The organism is Pseudoalteromonas sp. L21 (genome assembly GCF_021728035.1).
GTDB classification, from domain to species: domain Bacteria; phylum Pseudomonadota; class Gammaproteobacteria; order Enterobacterales; family Alteromonadaceae; genus Pseudoalteromonas; species Pseudoalteromonas arabiensis.
Genome location: NZ_JAKKCV010000009.1, coordinates 27445 through 41343, shown reverse-complemented (window position 1 = coordinate 41343; position 13899 = coordinate 27445). Strand labels below are relative to the sequence as shown.

General features: G+C 41.3%; 13 protein-coding genes. 9 read left to right on the top strand and 4 right to left on the bottom strand.

The window, feature by feature from the left end:
• Positions 1-146 precede the first annotated feature (146 nt).
• Genes folM through folX form a run of 3 tightly spaced genes read left to right on the top strand, consistent with a single transcriptional unit; the run spans position 147 to position 1801 of the window.
• Entirely contained in the window at positions 147-866 is a 720-nt protein-coding gene (folM, locus tag L3V41_RS19095) for a dihydromonapterin reductase (RefSeq protein ID WP_130150288.1), read from the top strand.
• A gap of 18 nt (positions 867-884) precedes the next feature.
• Positions 885-1439 carry a GTP cyclohydrolase I FolE gene (gene folE, locus L3V41_RS19090; RefSeq protein WP_062569460.1) on the top strand — a complete coding sequence of 185 codons (555 nt, stop codon included), beginning with the start codon at positions 885-887 and terminating at the stop codon, positions 1437-1439.
• Positions 1440-1441: 2 nt separating this feature from the next.
• On the top strand, positions 1442-1801 hold the full coding sequence (gene folX, locus L3V41_RS19085; RefSeq protein ID WP_062569459.1) for a dihydroneopterin triphosphate 2'-epimerase: 360 nt from the start codon (positions 1442-1444) through the stop codon (positions 1799-1801).
• Here the strand turns inward: folX and L3V41_RS19080 are convergent.
• A complete protein-coding gene (locus L3V41_RS19080) occupies positions 1798-2232 on the bottom strand; it encodes a YqaA family protein (RefSeq protein ID WP_062569458.1) in 435 nt (144 codons plus the stop codon). The genes folX and L3V41_RS19080 overlap by 4 nt on opposite strands.
• A gap of 67 nt (positions 2233-2299) precedes the next feature.
• A complete protein-coding gene (locus tag L3V41_RS19075) occupies positions 2300-2671 on the bottom strand; it encodes a DUF4870 domain-containing protein (protein WP_062569457.1) in 372 nt (123 codons plus the stop codon).
• A gap of 191 nt (positions 2672-2862) precedes the next feature.
• Between L3V41_RS19075 and L3V41_RS19070 the strand changes: the two genes are divergently transcribed.
• From L3V41_RS19070 to L3V41_RS19055, 4 genes are read left to right on the top strand one after another with little or no spacing between them, the layout of a single operon-like run.
• Positions 2863-3564, top strand: a complete 702-nt coding sequence (locus L3V41_RS19070; RefSeq protein ID WP_237128301.1) for a spondin domain-containing protein — start codon at positions 2863-2865, stop codon at positions 3562-3564.
• Positions 3565-3574: 10 nt separating this feature from the next.
• The gene (locus tag L3V41_RS19065) at positions 3575-4300 is read left to right on the top strand and encodes a spondin domain-containing protein (protein WP_062569455.1); all 726 of its coding nucleotides are present in this window, start codon (positions 3575-3577) and stop codon (positions 4298-4300) included.
• 58 nt (positions 4301-4358) lie between these two features.
• Complete coding sequence (locus tag L3V41_RS19060) at positions 4359-5087, top strand: response regulator transcription factor (RefSeq protein ID WP_062569454.1); 729 nt, start codon at positions 4359-4361, stop codon at positions 5085-5087.
• Between the two features lie 8 nt (positions 5088-5095).
• Positions 5096-6562, top strand: coding sequence for a HAMP domain-containing sensor histidine kinase (locus tag L3V41_RS19055; RefSeq protein WP_237128300.1), 1467 nt, complete (start codon positions 5096-5098; stop codon positions 6560-6562).
• 30 nt (positions 6563-6592) lie between these two features.
• Here L3V41_RS19055 and L3V41_RS19050 read toward each other — a convergent pair whose 3' ends face one another.
• Both L3V41_RS19050 and L3V41_RS19045 read right to left on the bottom strand, forming a co-directional pair.
• The gene (locus L3V41_RS19050) at positions 6593-8767 is read right to left on the bottom strand and encodes a S9 family peptidase (RefSeq protein ID WP_193988108.1); all 2175 of its coding nucleotides are present in this window, start codon (positions 8765-8767) and stop codon (positions 6593-6595) included.
• 126 nt (positions 8768-8893) lie between these two features.
• A complete protein-coding gene (locus L3V41_RS19045; RefSeq protein WP_237128299.1) occupies positions 8894-12319 on the bottom strand; it encodes a S8 family serine peptidase in 3426 nt (1141 codons plus the stop codon).
• Positions 12320-12559: 240 nt separating this feature from the next.
• Here L3V41_RS19045 and L3V41_RS19040 point away from each other — a divergent pair, with 240 nt between their 5' ends.
• Together L3V41_RS19040 and L3V41_RS19035 are read left to right on the top strand one after the other, a co-directional pair.
• The gene (locus tag L3V41_RS19040; RefSeq protein ID WP_062569451.1) at positions 12560-13030 is read left to right on the top strand and encodes a DUF2721 domain-containing protein; all 471 of its coding nucleotides are present in this window, start codon (positions 12560-12562) and stop codon (positions 13028-13030) included.
• Between the two features lie 368 nt (positions 13031-13398).
• The gene (locus L3V41_RS19035) at positions 13399-13851 is read left to right on the top strand and encodes a cytochrome c (RefSeq protein ID WP_062569450.1); all 453 of its coding nucleotides are present in this window, start codon (positions 13399-13401) and stop codon (positions 13849-13851) included.
• The last annotated feature ends 48 nt before the right edge of the window (positions 13852-13899 follow it).

Genomic DNA, 13899 nt, shown 5'->3' with positions numbered 1-13899 from the left:
TCGGTGTTAAAACTTTACCCGTAAAAAGTTTTGCAACATGATTGCAGTAAAGATGAAATAGTTCTGTAATTTGGTTTATAGTGGTTACAGTTCACACTGAATAGAAAGCCCAACACATCAGACATCTAAGGATTTATACATAGTTTATGTCATCGCCTATTTTAATTACTGGCGCAGGCCAACGTATTGGACTCGCCTTGGCCGAGCACTTTTTAGCGCAAGGACAAGCAATCATAGTCACATACCGCACTCGCCACGATGCTATTGATATCCTCGCAGGTAAAGGAGCAACGTGTATTCATGCTGACTTTGACAGTGATGCAGCAATTACACATTTTATTGAACAACTAAAAAGCCATACTAATCAGCTAAAAGCAATTATTCATAACGCGTCGAGTTGGGATTGTGAAGCCAATAACCAAGATTATGCGACACTGTTCGATAATATGATGCGCATACATGCTAAAACCCCTTACTTAATCAATCTAGCTGCGGCTGATCTACTGCTTCATTATCAACAGAATACAGGTCAAGCTGCCGATATCATCCACATGACAGATTACGTAGTGGAAAAAGGCAGTCCTAAACACCTAGCCTATGCAGCAAGTAAAGCAGCACTCGATAACTTAACTAAATCATTTTCAGCGAAATTTTCACCAGCAATTAAAGTGAACGCAATTGCACCATCACTCATTATTTTTAATGATCATGACAGTGAAGAATATCGAGCCAAAACCATTAAAAAGTCTTTAATGGAAATTGAACCTGGCTGCACAGAAATTATTAATAGCGTCGAGCTACTACTTAACAGCCACTACATCACAGGGCGTTCATTACCTGTCGATGGCGGCAGACATTTAAAATAACGTATTACTGAGAAATCTATGCACGATGATTTAAAAAAGAGCTATCAAGACATAATTAGCGCTGTAGGCGAAGACCCTCAACGAGAGGGCTTACTTGATACGCCGAAACGCGCAGCAAAAGCGATGGAATACCTTACTAAAGGTTATCGCCAAACACTTGATGAAATTACCAATAACGCCGTCTTTACCTCTGATGCTGACGACATGGTGTTAATTCAGGATATTGAGCTTTACTCAATGTGTGAACACCACTTACTGCCCTTTGTTGGCCGTTGTCACATTGCTTACATTCCTGATGGTAAAGTACTCGGTCTGTCTAAATTTGCTCGTATTGTCGATATGTTTGCACGACGCTTCCAAATTCAAGAACAGCTTACTCATCAAATTGCCAAGGCGGTTGAAGAGGTCACAGGTGCAAAAGGTGTTGGTGTTATTGTTGAAGCAAAACATATGTGTATGATGATGCGCGGCGTTGAAAAGCAAAACTCAAGCATGCGTACCTCTGTTATGCTTGGCAGCTTCAGAGCCGATCCAAAAACCCGTAATGAGTTTTTGCAGTTAGTTAGAGGGTAATCATGGCCAATGCAATTATCAATGTAACAAACCTCAGGCTAAGAACCTTTATTGGTTTTAACCCTGAAGAGCGTGAAAAAAAGCAAGATGTCGTGATTAACCTTGAAATTCACTACCCTGCTGAGCAAGCGTGTGAAACTGATGCTGTTGATAAAGCACTTAACTACAAGACCATTACTAAAGAAGTCATCGCGTTAGTCGAGGAAGGTCACTTCTTATTGCTAGAAAAGCTCGTTGCCGAGATTTTAGCTATTTGCCACCAGCATAAAAGTGTTCATTACGCCAAAGTTCGTGTTGATAAGCCACATGCGCTGCGTTTTGCAGACTCAGTATCGCTGACTCTCGATTGGCAAAAAAACTAAAAAAACTTTTCAAGCCCAACAGCAAAGGCAAGCACAGCTAAATAGCGTGCACCTTTGCCAAGGGCGACAAGTACGAGAAAAGTTAAAAACTTAACGCGAAAAATTCCACCGACCACAGTGAGCGGATCGCCCACCACAGGTAACCAAGCAAACAATAAACTGTAAATACCGTATTTATTGAATTGTTTTTCAGCTTTTTTAATGGACTTTTCAGAGACCGGAAACCATTTACGATCTTTAAAACGCATGACCTGTGTGCCAAGCCAATAGTTAACACAACTACCTAGCACATTACCGAGTGTCGCACTAAGCCATAACAACCAAAGTGAATAGCCCCCTTTGGCAATCATTGCCGTCATTACCAACTCTGATGAACTAGGTAACAAAGTTGCTGAAATAAATGCAGTAAAAAAAAGCGAAAGATAGGCCATACATACCCAAAAAAAGAAAAGCTCAGCAACACTGCTGAGCTTTTCTAGTATATCTAATTTCTCAGTTTTATTTTATAAATTCGATGCTCAGCGGGTAATCCACTTCCTTACCATCGTTGGCTTTGATTGCCGATACAACAACCATAATAAAAGCAAAAATTGCGATGACAGGTAATAAAATGACGCCGATAACAACAAACATCAACAAGAAACTAATGATATATGCAATCATCATCGTTAACTGAAAATTTAATGACTTACGGCCATGCTCAGCCACTAACGGCATTTCATCCTTTTTGGCAAGCCAGACAATGAGTGGCCCAATGACAGATCCGAAAGGGATTAACAATCCAGCAAATGAGCTTAAATGACATAGCATTGCCCACGTTCGATGGTCCTTATTATCCGTTATAACTTCAACCTTTTGATTATCGTCCATTATGACTCCTTGTTATTTTTTATCACCTTCACTATAGCGTTATATTTGCCTAGTTAATATACCTATGAGTCGATTTAACCCGCTGTTTTCACCCCACTTCGTTACTGTGATAAAAAAGTGATAACTTCGTGAGGCTTTTATGATATTGCTATTTGATACTGTTTTTGAACAGTCAAAAACAGGAACAAATAATGAAAACTTTATCTTTAACTTTGCTAGCTGCAACAGCAATTTCTAGCTTCACGAGCCAAGCAGCTGAGCTGGATATCAAACTAACAAACCTCACTCAAGGTGTTCATTTTACACCTATTCTGATTACAGCCCACAGCGGTGATACATCACTTTTTGAAGTCGCAATGCCAGCATCTACAGCGCTACAAACAATGGCTGAAGGTGGCAACATTGCACCTCTTGTTGATGAAGCAACAGCCGCTAATAGCGATCTGGTTGCCAACCCAGCAGAAGGGTTACTTGCTCCGGCCGCATCGACAATGGCAAGCCTAACAACAACAGAAGGTAACGACTACTTATCTCTAACAGCCATGTTGTTGCCAACAAATGATGGGTTTGTCGGCTTGAATAGCTGGAAAATACCTACCGAAGCAGGTACTTACACTATTTACCTAAATGGCTATGATGCAGGCACTGAAGCAAATGATGAACGCGTTGTTGAAGGCTCAGGGGCTTTGGGCGTTCCCGGTATTCCTGCCGCACCAGGCGGAAATGCAGGCACAGGCGGTAGTGGTGTCACAAGCAGTGAAAGCAACACAATGGTACATATTCATCCTGGTAACTTAGGTGATGATGATCTTGAAGCAGGTATTAGTGACCTTGATAACACAGTACACAGATGGTTAAACCCAGTTGCTAAATTGACAGTAACGGTTAAGTAGGAGAGCTATTATGCTTCGTTTAACAAAAAGCTTGATCATCATTGCGCTCGGCGCCAGCCTCGCGGCCTGTGGTGACTCAAATAATAATCGCTCAGAGACTCCACCTGAAGTCGTGTCACCTCCCGTTGTTAGCCCAGTCGTTACATACGAATTTACAATACAAGTAAGTAACTTAACTGCTGCACAACCATTATCGCCAATTGCTGTGATTTCTCATACCGAAAACATGCTTTGGGAAATTGGTAGCCCTGCATCGACAGCGCTTGAGGTAATGGCCGAAGGAGGAAACAACAGCGACCTATTAGCGGTTGATTTTGCAACCGCAGTTGCATCTGCCGATGCGCCTCTACCGCCAGGTAGTCAGGTAACATTATCACTCACAACAGAGCAACTAGATTCATTAAAAATAAGCTTAGCAACCATGCTGGTGAATACAAATGATGCATTTACCGGTCTTAATGCAATAGATGTGTCTTCGTTAGCTGTCGATGAAGCGCTGACTTTTACTACATTTGCTTATGATGCTGGAACAGAGGCTAATTCAGAAGCCGCAGGGACAATTCCTGGACCAGCTGATTCAGGCGAAGGGTTTAATGAAGAGCGTAATGATGTTAACTATGTGGCTATGCACCCAGGTGTCGTTAGTCAACATGATGGTCTAAGTAGCTCTGTACTTAGTAGTCAACATAAGTTTGATAACCCATTGACTCAAGTTGTCATTACGCGGACGCAATAACATAGCACTCACTTGCGCTAAGGGCATAAGGAAGTGCCTTAGCGATTTGGACAAGACTATGCGCCCAGAAAAACTTTTAATTGTTGAAGATGACCGTGCTATACGTCAACTTGTAATAACTCAACTTAGCAACCTAAATTTACATATTGATGAAGCCGATTCTGCTGAATCAGCATTAAAAAAACTAGCAAGCAATGATTATGGGCTTGTTATATTAGATATAAATTTACCGCAAATGGATGGTTTAAGTTTATGCCGCAAAATTAAAGAACACTACCCCACAGTGTCGGTTATTTTACTTACCGCTTTGAGCAGTGACATGGATAGAGTTATTGGTTTAGAAATGGGTGCAGATGACTATATTTGTAAACCGTTTTTTGCAAGAGAATTACAAGCGAGAGTAAAAACTCAATTACGTCACCGAGAACAATTACTTATTGCTCAATCCTCTATAAAAAAGAAACCCGATGAAGCACAACTTCAGCTCGGAGCCTTACACATAGAGTTTTCGAGTCATCAAGCTTACTTAGCAAATCAAGCCGTCAACTTAACCGCGACAGAGTTTGATTTACTGGTACACTTTGCAAAGCATCCTAACCATGTTTTCAGCCGCCAGCAGCTACTTGATCAAGTTTGGGGGTACCAACACAGTGGTTACGAGCATACCGTTAATTCCCATATCAATCGCCTTCGCAATAAGTTTGAACAGTACCATCGTGCTCTATTTATAGAAACAGTATGGGGTGTCGGTTATAGATTAAATCCAGGGCAGTTAAATATACAATGATGTTTTCGATGACCCTTTACCAAAAACTAGCTTGGTCACTCGTCATTATTTTTAGCCTGTTGTGTGCGCTTATATTTAATTGGAGTAAAAAGCTTGAACAACATTCTCAGCACCAAGCACAGCAGCAATTACACATCCACCTCGCTGAGCACCTTGTAAACGATAATCCATTAATAAAACAAGGTGTGTATGACTATAAAGCGTTAGAAAACTTATTTCATACCTTAATGGTGTTGGGACCTGCTTTCGAATATTACTTTGTAGACCCTGAAGGTAATTTGCTGACCTATTCGGCCAAACCAGGCAAAGTAGTGAGACAGAAAATAAGCCTAAGCCCAATAAAAAAGTTAATTGCACAGCCTAGCTCTACACCTATTTATGGTGACGACCCGCGTAACGTTGAAGGTCAAAAAATATTCTCTGCTGCACCTGTCTACAATCAACAAAAGCTACAAGGTTACTTGTATATGATCATTGGTGGTCAAGCTTTTGATGCAACGCTGAACGAGGTCAAACGTGATAACCCAGTTTGGCTAGGGGCAATGTGGTTTGTAGCAGCTATGGTCGCGCTATTTATCACTATGTTGTTGTTATTTCGCTTTTTCACCTCACCACTTAAGCAATTAAATAAAGAGGTCAGCCGAATAAAAGCAGCCAACTACAGCCTCACAGAAATGGCGCTTAGTCCGAGCTATATGGGGAATAACGAAATTGGCAACTTAAGTAAGGGAATTTATGGCATGCTATCTCGTATTGATGAGCAATTTAAATCTTTGCAGCAAATCGATAAACAACGCCGAGAATTACTTACTCATTTATCACACGATTTAAGAACGCCACTGGCTTCATTACATGGTTTTCTTGAGGTTATAAAAAAACCACACCCCCATCTGAGTGAGCACGAGCAACAACGTTATCTCAGCCTTGCAATGGATAATTGCCAGCAATTAAAGTTGTTAATTGAACAAATTTTTGAACTGGCTAATTTAGAGTGTGGCCAAGTAAAGATAAAAACGGAAACGTTTAATCTTGGCGAATTAATTTACGACTGTGTCGCCAAATTAGCATTAAACGCTGAAGCAGCTGGGGTGATAATAAAAGTCACTCCCAAAATTTGTGACTTTCCAGTGACAGCAGATATTGCCAAACTAGAGCGTGTACTGACTAACCTTATAGAAAACGCGATACGCCATACCCCCTCTAAAGGATTAATCACTGTAGAAGTGTCTCAACTCAACGAACAAGTATTTGTCTCAGTCTCTGACACGGGTGTAGGCATTCACGCTGATGAGTTAACGGCAATCTTCGAACCTCACTACCAAGCACGTAATAGTATTAAACGAGGCCAAGGTGGACTTGGTTTAGCTATTTGCAAACAGCTACTTAAACTAATGAATAGTGATATTGAAGTACACAGTACCCTGGGTAAGGGGACCCAATTTCGCTTTAACTTAACGAAGCATGCACCAGTTTAAGGTCGAATCACCCACTGGTGCGTATATTGATTATTGTTTGATACCTGCCAAATCAAGCATAAACGCATAATACAGTGCGGTATCTTCTAAACTTTTAAACCGCCCTGACGCACCACCGTGTCCTGCTTCCATATCGGTCTTGAATAACAATACATTGTTGTCCGTTTTCAGCTCACGCAATTTAGCCACCCATTTTGCCGGTTCAAAATATTGTACTTGTGAGTCATGTAGCCCCGTTGTGATCAACATATTTGGATAGGCTTGTTGCTTCACTTGATCATAAGGTGAATATGACAACATATAGTCATAATACTTTTTATCATTTGGGTTACCCCACTCATCATATTCATTGGTCGTGAGCGGTAAGCTGGTATCAAGCATCGTTGTTACAACATCAACAAAAGGAACAGCTGCAATCACTCCTTTATAAAGTTCTGGCGCTTGGTTTACTATCGCCCCCATTAACAAGCCACCTGCACTGCCCCCCATGGCAAAAATGCTATTTTTGTCACCATACTTTTGTGCAACTAGAGATTCTGTCACATCAATAAAATCGTTAAATGTGTTTTTCTTGTGTAACAACTTGCCATCTTCGTACCATGGGCGCCCGAGCATTTGTGAACCGCGGATATGTGCAATTGCAAACACGAAACCGCGATCAAGCAAGCTTAGTCGCGAACTCGAAAAACTCGGATCCATCGTCGCACCATACGAACCATAGCCATACTGTAATAACGGGTTAGTACCGTTTTTATCAAACTTATCTTTACGATAAACGAGGCTCACAGGTACATCGACACCATCTCGCGTTGTCACATACACCCGCTCAGATATATAGTTATCTGGATTAAAGTCACCTAACACTTTGCGCTGCTTGAGAAGCGTTTTTTCACCGTTTTCTAAATTAATATCGTAACTTGTACTTGGCGTGGTCATACTTGAGTAGTAAACACGTAAGTTAGGGTTATCTAGCTCATAGTTACCATAGCTAGAAACCGTATATGTCGGATCCTTAAAGGCAATCACTTGTTCTTGCTGATCACGTAAATCACGAATAATTAAAGAGGTCTGCCCCATTGTGCGCTCTTCGTATACCAAGTGATGATTAAATAACTCAATACTTTCCAGCTTTATATTTTCGCGCCCAGCAATCAGCGTTTGCCACTTCGCTTTATCCTGAGCTTGTTCACGATGCACTTTCATTAACTGAAAGTTTACGGCATTTAAATTAGTGACTATGTAATACCAGTCACCTAATTTCTTAATGTCATACTCGAGTCCTGTTTCACGTGGAATTAAACGTTTTGGCATGGCACTGATATCGTTTGCATCAATAACCGACACCCCAGAAGCACTCGTGCTACTATGCTTGATATAAATCTCTTGGTGATCTTTGCTCTTCTCAATACTGGTGTAATAGCTCATGTCCAGCTCTTCATATACGAGCTCATCATCCGCTTGAGACGTGCCTAACCTGTGCCGAAAAACTTGATATCCCAATAAGGTTTGCGGGTCTTTTTTAATATAATAAAAGGTTTTATTATCATTCGCCCAAACAACATCACCTTCGCTGCCTTCAATTGTATCCGGCAATAATTGATTGGTTGTCAAATCCTTAATTTTTATAGTGTATATACGCCGACTCAACGTATCCTCACCATAGGCTAATAAAGCACCATTTGGGCTTACATCAAGTCCTGTTATTGCAAAATAATCATGATTTTTAGCAAGCTTATTTACGTCTAAAATAACCTGCTGATGCTGTCCTTGCTTATCAGTACTTCGTATATAAACAGGGTATTCATTATCACCATGAGTTTGTGAAAAATAATAATGGCTTCCCTTTTTTATGGGTACTGATTCATCATCTTTTTCAATACGTCCTTTCAACTCTTCAAATAACTTATTTTGTAAAGCATTTGTATGAGCCATCATTTTTTCTACATAACTATTTTCAGCTGCTAAATGGGCAAGAACCTGTGGGTCGGTGCGAGTATCGTCACGCATCCAATAATAGTTATCAACTCTGCTATCACCGTGAATAGTCATCTCATGAGGTATTTTTTTGGCTACAGGTGCCAAGGTGTTTACTTTATCTGCAGCTGAAAATGAGCTGGACTCGTTTACAGAACTCGGTATTTTGTTACACGCCGCAACGATAGCAAGTGGTATAGCTAACAAGTAAAGAGAGTGACTAATTTTCATAGGGTTCCTGAGTTATTTTTTTATCCCGACTTTAATATAAGTAAAATTAACTCCTGATATAAGTAGGCTTTGTGAAGCAATGTAAAAAGGGAGCCGCAGCTCCCTTTATATAAACGTATTGATTATCTACTTTTGCTTACGACGACGCACAAATGCAAACGGCGCAGCTAACAAAGCTAACCATGCAAGTGAACCCGATGAACGCGATCTATTTGCTGAAGGCGCAGGTTCTACTGGCATCTCCGATGCTTCATCTGCAAGGTTATTAACAAGTACAGTTACCATGGCGGGCTCCGAGATATTGCCAGACTTATCACTGACAACCACTTCAAGTTCAATGGCGGTCATTCCTGCATCATAATCTAAGACTTCTTGTTGCATCACGACAACGTCACCTTCGGAAGTGACTGAAACAGCTGTAGAAGTAGAGCTTAAAACAATAAACTCAGAAATAGGGTTAGCAAGGTCTGCACCAAAACTAGCTTCTAGGGTGCCAATTACCGTACCATTCTCTGCATTTTCATCCACTGAGAACTCAGCATCCGCTAAAACAGGCGAGGTGTTAGCATCACTTTGCGGAGTAGCAACATATGCTTGCGAACCTGAGTCAGATAAAATTAAGAAATCAGCTCCTGCATTAAACATAGTTGCAGACTCGCCAGGCGCTAATGAACTGACGGCATTCCCCGCTTCATCTGTTAAAGCCGCGTAGACATTTTCAGACGCATCACTGAATGTATAAGTTCCCATTGCAACATCACCTTGGTTTGTTGCCAGTGGTGTCCACAACTCTTCTTCTGTTCTAAAACGAACATTTGCAGTTACATTGCCTAGATCATCCGCTGTTAAACCAAATGCGTCTAAACAGCTTTGTAAAGTTAGATGATTATTACCGATAATTTGAAAGATATTATCCAACTGACCAGACGAACTGCCATAACCATGAGTGAAAGTGATTGCTGTGCCTGGCTCTATGTCATCAAAGAACCATTCAAGCTTACCATTTTGTACTGTTACATCGTATGTACCGTCTTGATCAAGGTCAAAGTCAGCCATTAAGCCCGCGACGTATGAATGGGTAATTCCCTCATTCAAAATAACCGTTGTTAAAGTCACATAACCACTTTCACAGATATCAGCGGTTACTGGGAATGTTTCAATCGATGCACCGACTAGATCAAAGCGATGCGCTTCATCAATCTCATCAGTCATCACTGTTGGTGCAAAAACGGGGTTTAACGTTGTCGCGCCTGTATTAGTCAACTGATGTGCTACACCACTTTCAGTTTCAACGGGTGTAAAGCTCATGGCAGCATTCGCTTTTGGTAATACGTGATAGACCAAGTGGAAAGCAGGCTCGCCGCCATCAGAGAAAACTAACGCACCATCTAACTCTAAGTTGGTTAGATCTGCTGTTGTCGCTTGCGAACCAATATTATCGTCTGTCAATGTCCATTCAGGCAACGTAGCAGGGTCAATTGTTGCCGTCACATCAAATGACATTGTTTGACCAGCAGGCACGGTAATGGTTTCAGGGTACTCTAATGAGAATGAACCACGCTCTATGTCATTTTGATAACGCTGCTCAAGTGATAACGAATATACTTTCACTTCGTTCGAGAAGTTTTTAACTTGAATAGTTTTTGTTAGCTCAACAGTCTCAGAAGCGTTAACTAGGCCAAATGAAAGTGCCGCCTGCTTAGTATCAGCAGCCCATGCAGCAACAGGTAAGTTAGCAGCTTTATTAACATCAACTAAGCCTGCGCCGATATAGCTAATTGGAGCAAGTTCAGCATCTGGGTTTATTGCACGAGGCTCCATGGTGACATCTAAATTTGCTGTATTCATTAGTGTCGCTTTAAGCTCTAACGCATTGCGCTCTGGTTGTGCTTCTTTTAAGAGGCTCACAGCACCTGCGGTAATAGGTCCTGAGAAAGATGTACCTGATACGCCAGTTAACCCATCACCAAGTCCAGGCTGCGCAGTCATTATATTCACACCAGGGGCAGTAATCTCTGGCTTAAGTAAGCCTCCCATTGATGGACCACGAGACGTAAAATCAGCTATTGCTCCTGTAAGAACTAGCTTTTCAAGTTGAAATTGGTATTCAGGCTGCTCACCTGCCGCTAGCTGCTCTTTTAACTGTCGTCCGACTTCTTGAGTTACAGATAGTACACGAATAGTTACTTGGTCTGCCTCTGGGCCTGCAGCCATGCCAGGTGCGCTTCCTTCAGCATTATTTGCAATAATGACAAAAGCAGCCCCGCGTTGCTGTGCTCGCAATGCCTTCGCAGAGAAACCACATGCACCACGATCAATAATGACGCCTTTACCTGTGAAATCAATATCTTCAGCAAAGTCCACACATGCCGTTGCGTTATCACTTGGGTGAACCAATTCATAGTCTTCACTGGTCAATTCAAACGCATCCGTGTTACCAAATGAAGCAAGACCTGTTTCAACTTGGACACCATTTACAAGATTATTAAACACATTATCAGGTTCAGTAGGGTGAGTCATTGCACCCACTGAAAGTGCATTTTCAGTTGTACTAGGACCACCAACAATAAATGGATATGCACCATCATTACCAGCAGAGATAACAACATTTGTGCCTAGCTTTACAGCCTCATTTATAAATAAGCCCACAGCATCATTGGCAACATCACCATAATCACCACCTAAAGACATATTAATTACATCTACACGGTCAGAGATATCACCATCACCATTCGGGTCCATTGCGCTTTCTAATGCTTGTAATTGCGCTAAGCCAGGACAATTAGCCGCACAAACAGAGTAAACAAATAAGTCCACATTAGGCGCAATACCATTCACTGAGTGAGATACATGGGTACCATGGTTAGTTGTTACATCAATCGGATCAGCATCATTATTTATATAATCATAGCCACCTAACACTTTACCCTGTGGCCAATCAACGCTTGTTGGATCTGCCGTCGCTGCCGCATAGGCTGCATCGGTACCTTCACCGCCAAATGCCGTATGGGTATAATCAATACCGGTATCAAGTACAGCAACACGAACACCTTCACCTGTCGCTAGACCATTCGAGACAAGTGGTGTTGCCTCTATATAATCAGCACTATCCGCAACATGTAGCTCATAGTCATAAACAGGGTATATCTCTTCGACTTGAGGGTTCGATAAAAGCATGGCGACATCTTGCTTACTACCATTGACAACTACAGAACTAACAAGCGTTGATGTTTTAGCTACAACGTGTACAGGTAACCCCATACTCTCGATAGAGCTTTCTACAGATGCTTGCGCTGTTTTAGCAACCGCTTGTACTGAAGCAATATCAGCCCCCATAGTTTTTGCACTAATGGCTGCTGGGGCTTTTAGCTTAACCAACCAACTTGTTGCCTCACCTTTTACGTTTCGTTCTTGTTTGGTAACAGCGACTGGCTTAATTAGTTTTTTTCCTGCTAAGTTATACTTAGCAAAATCATTTGCCTGAGCACTTGCGCACATCGCACTTGCCACAGCGAGTGCAACTGTCGTTCTTTTTATTAGATTATTTGACATAGGGTCCCCTAGGATATGTTATGTTATCGTTTTGACAGTGATTGAAACTGAGTTTCGGCATCAATATAAAACGGGACGACAAACAGGAACAACAAAATAATTACACTATGATTACAATAACCACAAAAATAGACACAACATTATTTCAAACCCATTGTTTTTAAAATATTTTTATAAAAAACAGTAAGTTGTAAATGTTTGTAAACGAATATTGTCTTTTTAAACGCAAGGCGAGATAAAATGAACTCAGACGTCATTAACATTTTAACGATGGCAAAGGTAATCCAAACAGCCGTAGCCCCCGTTTTCTTAATTACTGGTATTGCGGCAACACTAGGGGTTTTATCTAATCGCCTTGCACGCATTACTGACCGCGCAAGACAGCTTGAGCGTAAGCTAAAAGTAAGTACTGATGAGGACTTTAATCTCTCGTTAACGACCGAATTAAGAGCCTTGCTGAAACGCTCGCGCTGCATCCATATTGCATTTAGCTTAAGTGTGCTTAGTGCCCTACTCGTTTGTGCTGTGGTCATGTGTTTGTTTCTCTCACACATTCAATCTATTAACTTAAGTGTGACGATTGCCAGCTGCTTTGTTGCTGCAATGGCGTTACTGATTTTTGCCTTTTTATCATTGCTAGGTGAAGTTTTCTTAGCAACACGAAGTATGCGCCGTGGCATGATCTTCGCAGATATTGATATAAATGATTAGGGCGTATTGACCTTTTATGATTAATTTTGCAGCAGTGTGTTTGGTATTTTGGCAAGGCAGAGCCTATGTAGTGTGGTTGCTCCACATAAATAGGCGATAACGCAGCATCAATGCCAAACACGCGCTGCCCTTCGGGTTCTTCCTAGGGGCGATTAACTCTTTGTTGCTCGATTTTTACTTAGTCCACTAGGTTACAAATCTCGCGCCGCGATTAAATCGCCCCTAGAGTGAACAAATTTTAATCTACAAAGGTAAATACGCCCTAGATTAAACTTAAGTTAAGATTAACCGCATTACACTTGAATAATCTATTTAGCTGAGATAAAACTCGGTTAATTTATCTTTCTGACATCTAAGGGGCAAAAGGAATGAAATTAAAACAATTAGTATTAGGTACAATACTGTCGACTATGGCACTTAGCGCATCGGCAGACTCTGTATTTGAAGAGCCAAGTGACGCTATCGAATACCGCCAAGCTGCATTTTCAATGATCCGCGTACAAATTGGTGACATGGGCGATATGCTAAAAGGAAAAGTACCTTTTGATGCAGAACGTTTTCAGATGCGTGCAAACAATGCAGCTGCGCTATCAAAAATGCCTTGGGAAGCTTTCGTAGCGGGTTCTGATAAGGGCGATACATCTGCACTTGCAGCTGTTTGGAGTGACAACGAAACCTTCATGAAAAAAGCAGTGGCTTTCCAACAGTATGCTGACGAACTAGCTGTTGCTGCACAAAGTGGCGACCAAAAAGTGATTGGTAAAGCATTCGGCGCGTGGGCTAAAGGTTGTAAAGATTGCCATAAATCATTCAAAGACTAATTAAAACTTAAACTAAAAAGGCGCTTATTAGCGCCTTTTTTAATGCCT

Bases quoted from the DNA above. Each gene is read 5' to 3' on its own strand.
- folM (WP_130150288.1), top strand. From the start codon at position 147: ATGTCATCGCCTATTTTAATTACTGGCGCAGGCCAACGTATTGGACTC.
- folE (WP_062569460.1), top strand. From the start codon at position 885: ATGCACGATGATTTAAAAAAGAGCTATCAAGACATAATTAGCGCTGTA.
- folX (WP_062569459.1), top strand. From the start codon at position 1,442: ATGGCCAATGCAATTATCAATGTAACAAACCTCAGGCTAAGAACCTTT.
- L3V41_RS19080 (WP_062569458.1), bottom strand. From the start codon at position 2,232: ATGGCCTATCTTTCGCTTTTTTTTACTGCATTTATTTCAGCAACTTTG.
- L3V41_RS19075 (WP_062569457.1), bottom strand. From the start codon at position 2,671: ATGGACGATAATCAAAAGGTTGAAGTTATAACGGATAATAAGGACCAT.
- L3V41_RS19070 (WP_237128301.1), top strand. From the start codon at position 2,863: ATGAAAACTTTATCTTTAACTTTGCTAGCTGCAACAGCAATTTCTAGC.
- L3V41_RS19065 (WP_062569455.1), top strand. From the start codon at position 3,575: ATGCTTCGTTTAACAAAAAGCTTGATCATCATTGCGCTCGGCGCCAGC.
- L3V41_RS19060 (WP_062569454.1), top strand. From the start codon at position 4,359: ATGCGCCCAGAAAAACTTTTAATTGTTGAAGATGACCGTGCTATACGT.
- L3V41_RS19055 (WP_237128300.1), top strand. From the start codon at position 5,096: ATGACCCTTTACCAAAAACTAGCTTGGTCACTCGTCATTATTTTTAGC.
- L3V41_RS19050 (WP_193988108.1), bottom strand. From the start codon at position 8,767: ATGAAAATTAGTCACTCTCTTTACTTGTTAGCTATACCACTTGCTATC.
- L3V41_RS19045 (WP_237128299.1), bottom strand. From the start codon at position 12,319: ATGTCAAATAATCTAATAAAAAGAACGACAGTTGCACTCGCTGTGGCA.
- L3V41_RS19040 (WP_062569451.1), top strand. From the start codon at position 12,560: ATGAACTCAGACGTCATTAACATTTTAACGATGGCAAAGGTAATCCAA.
- L3V41_RS19035 (WP_062569450.1), top strand. From the start codon at position 13,399: ATGAAATTAAAACAATTAGTATTAGGTACAATACTGTCGACTATGGCA.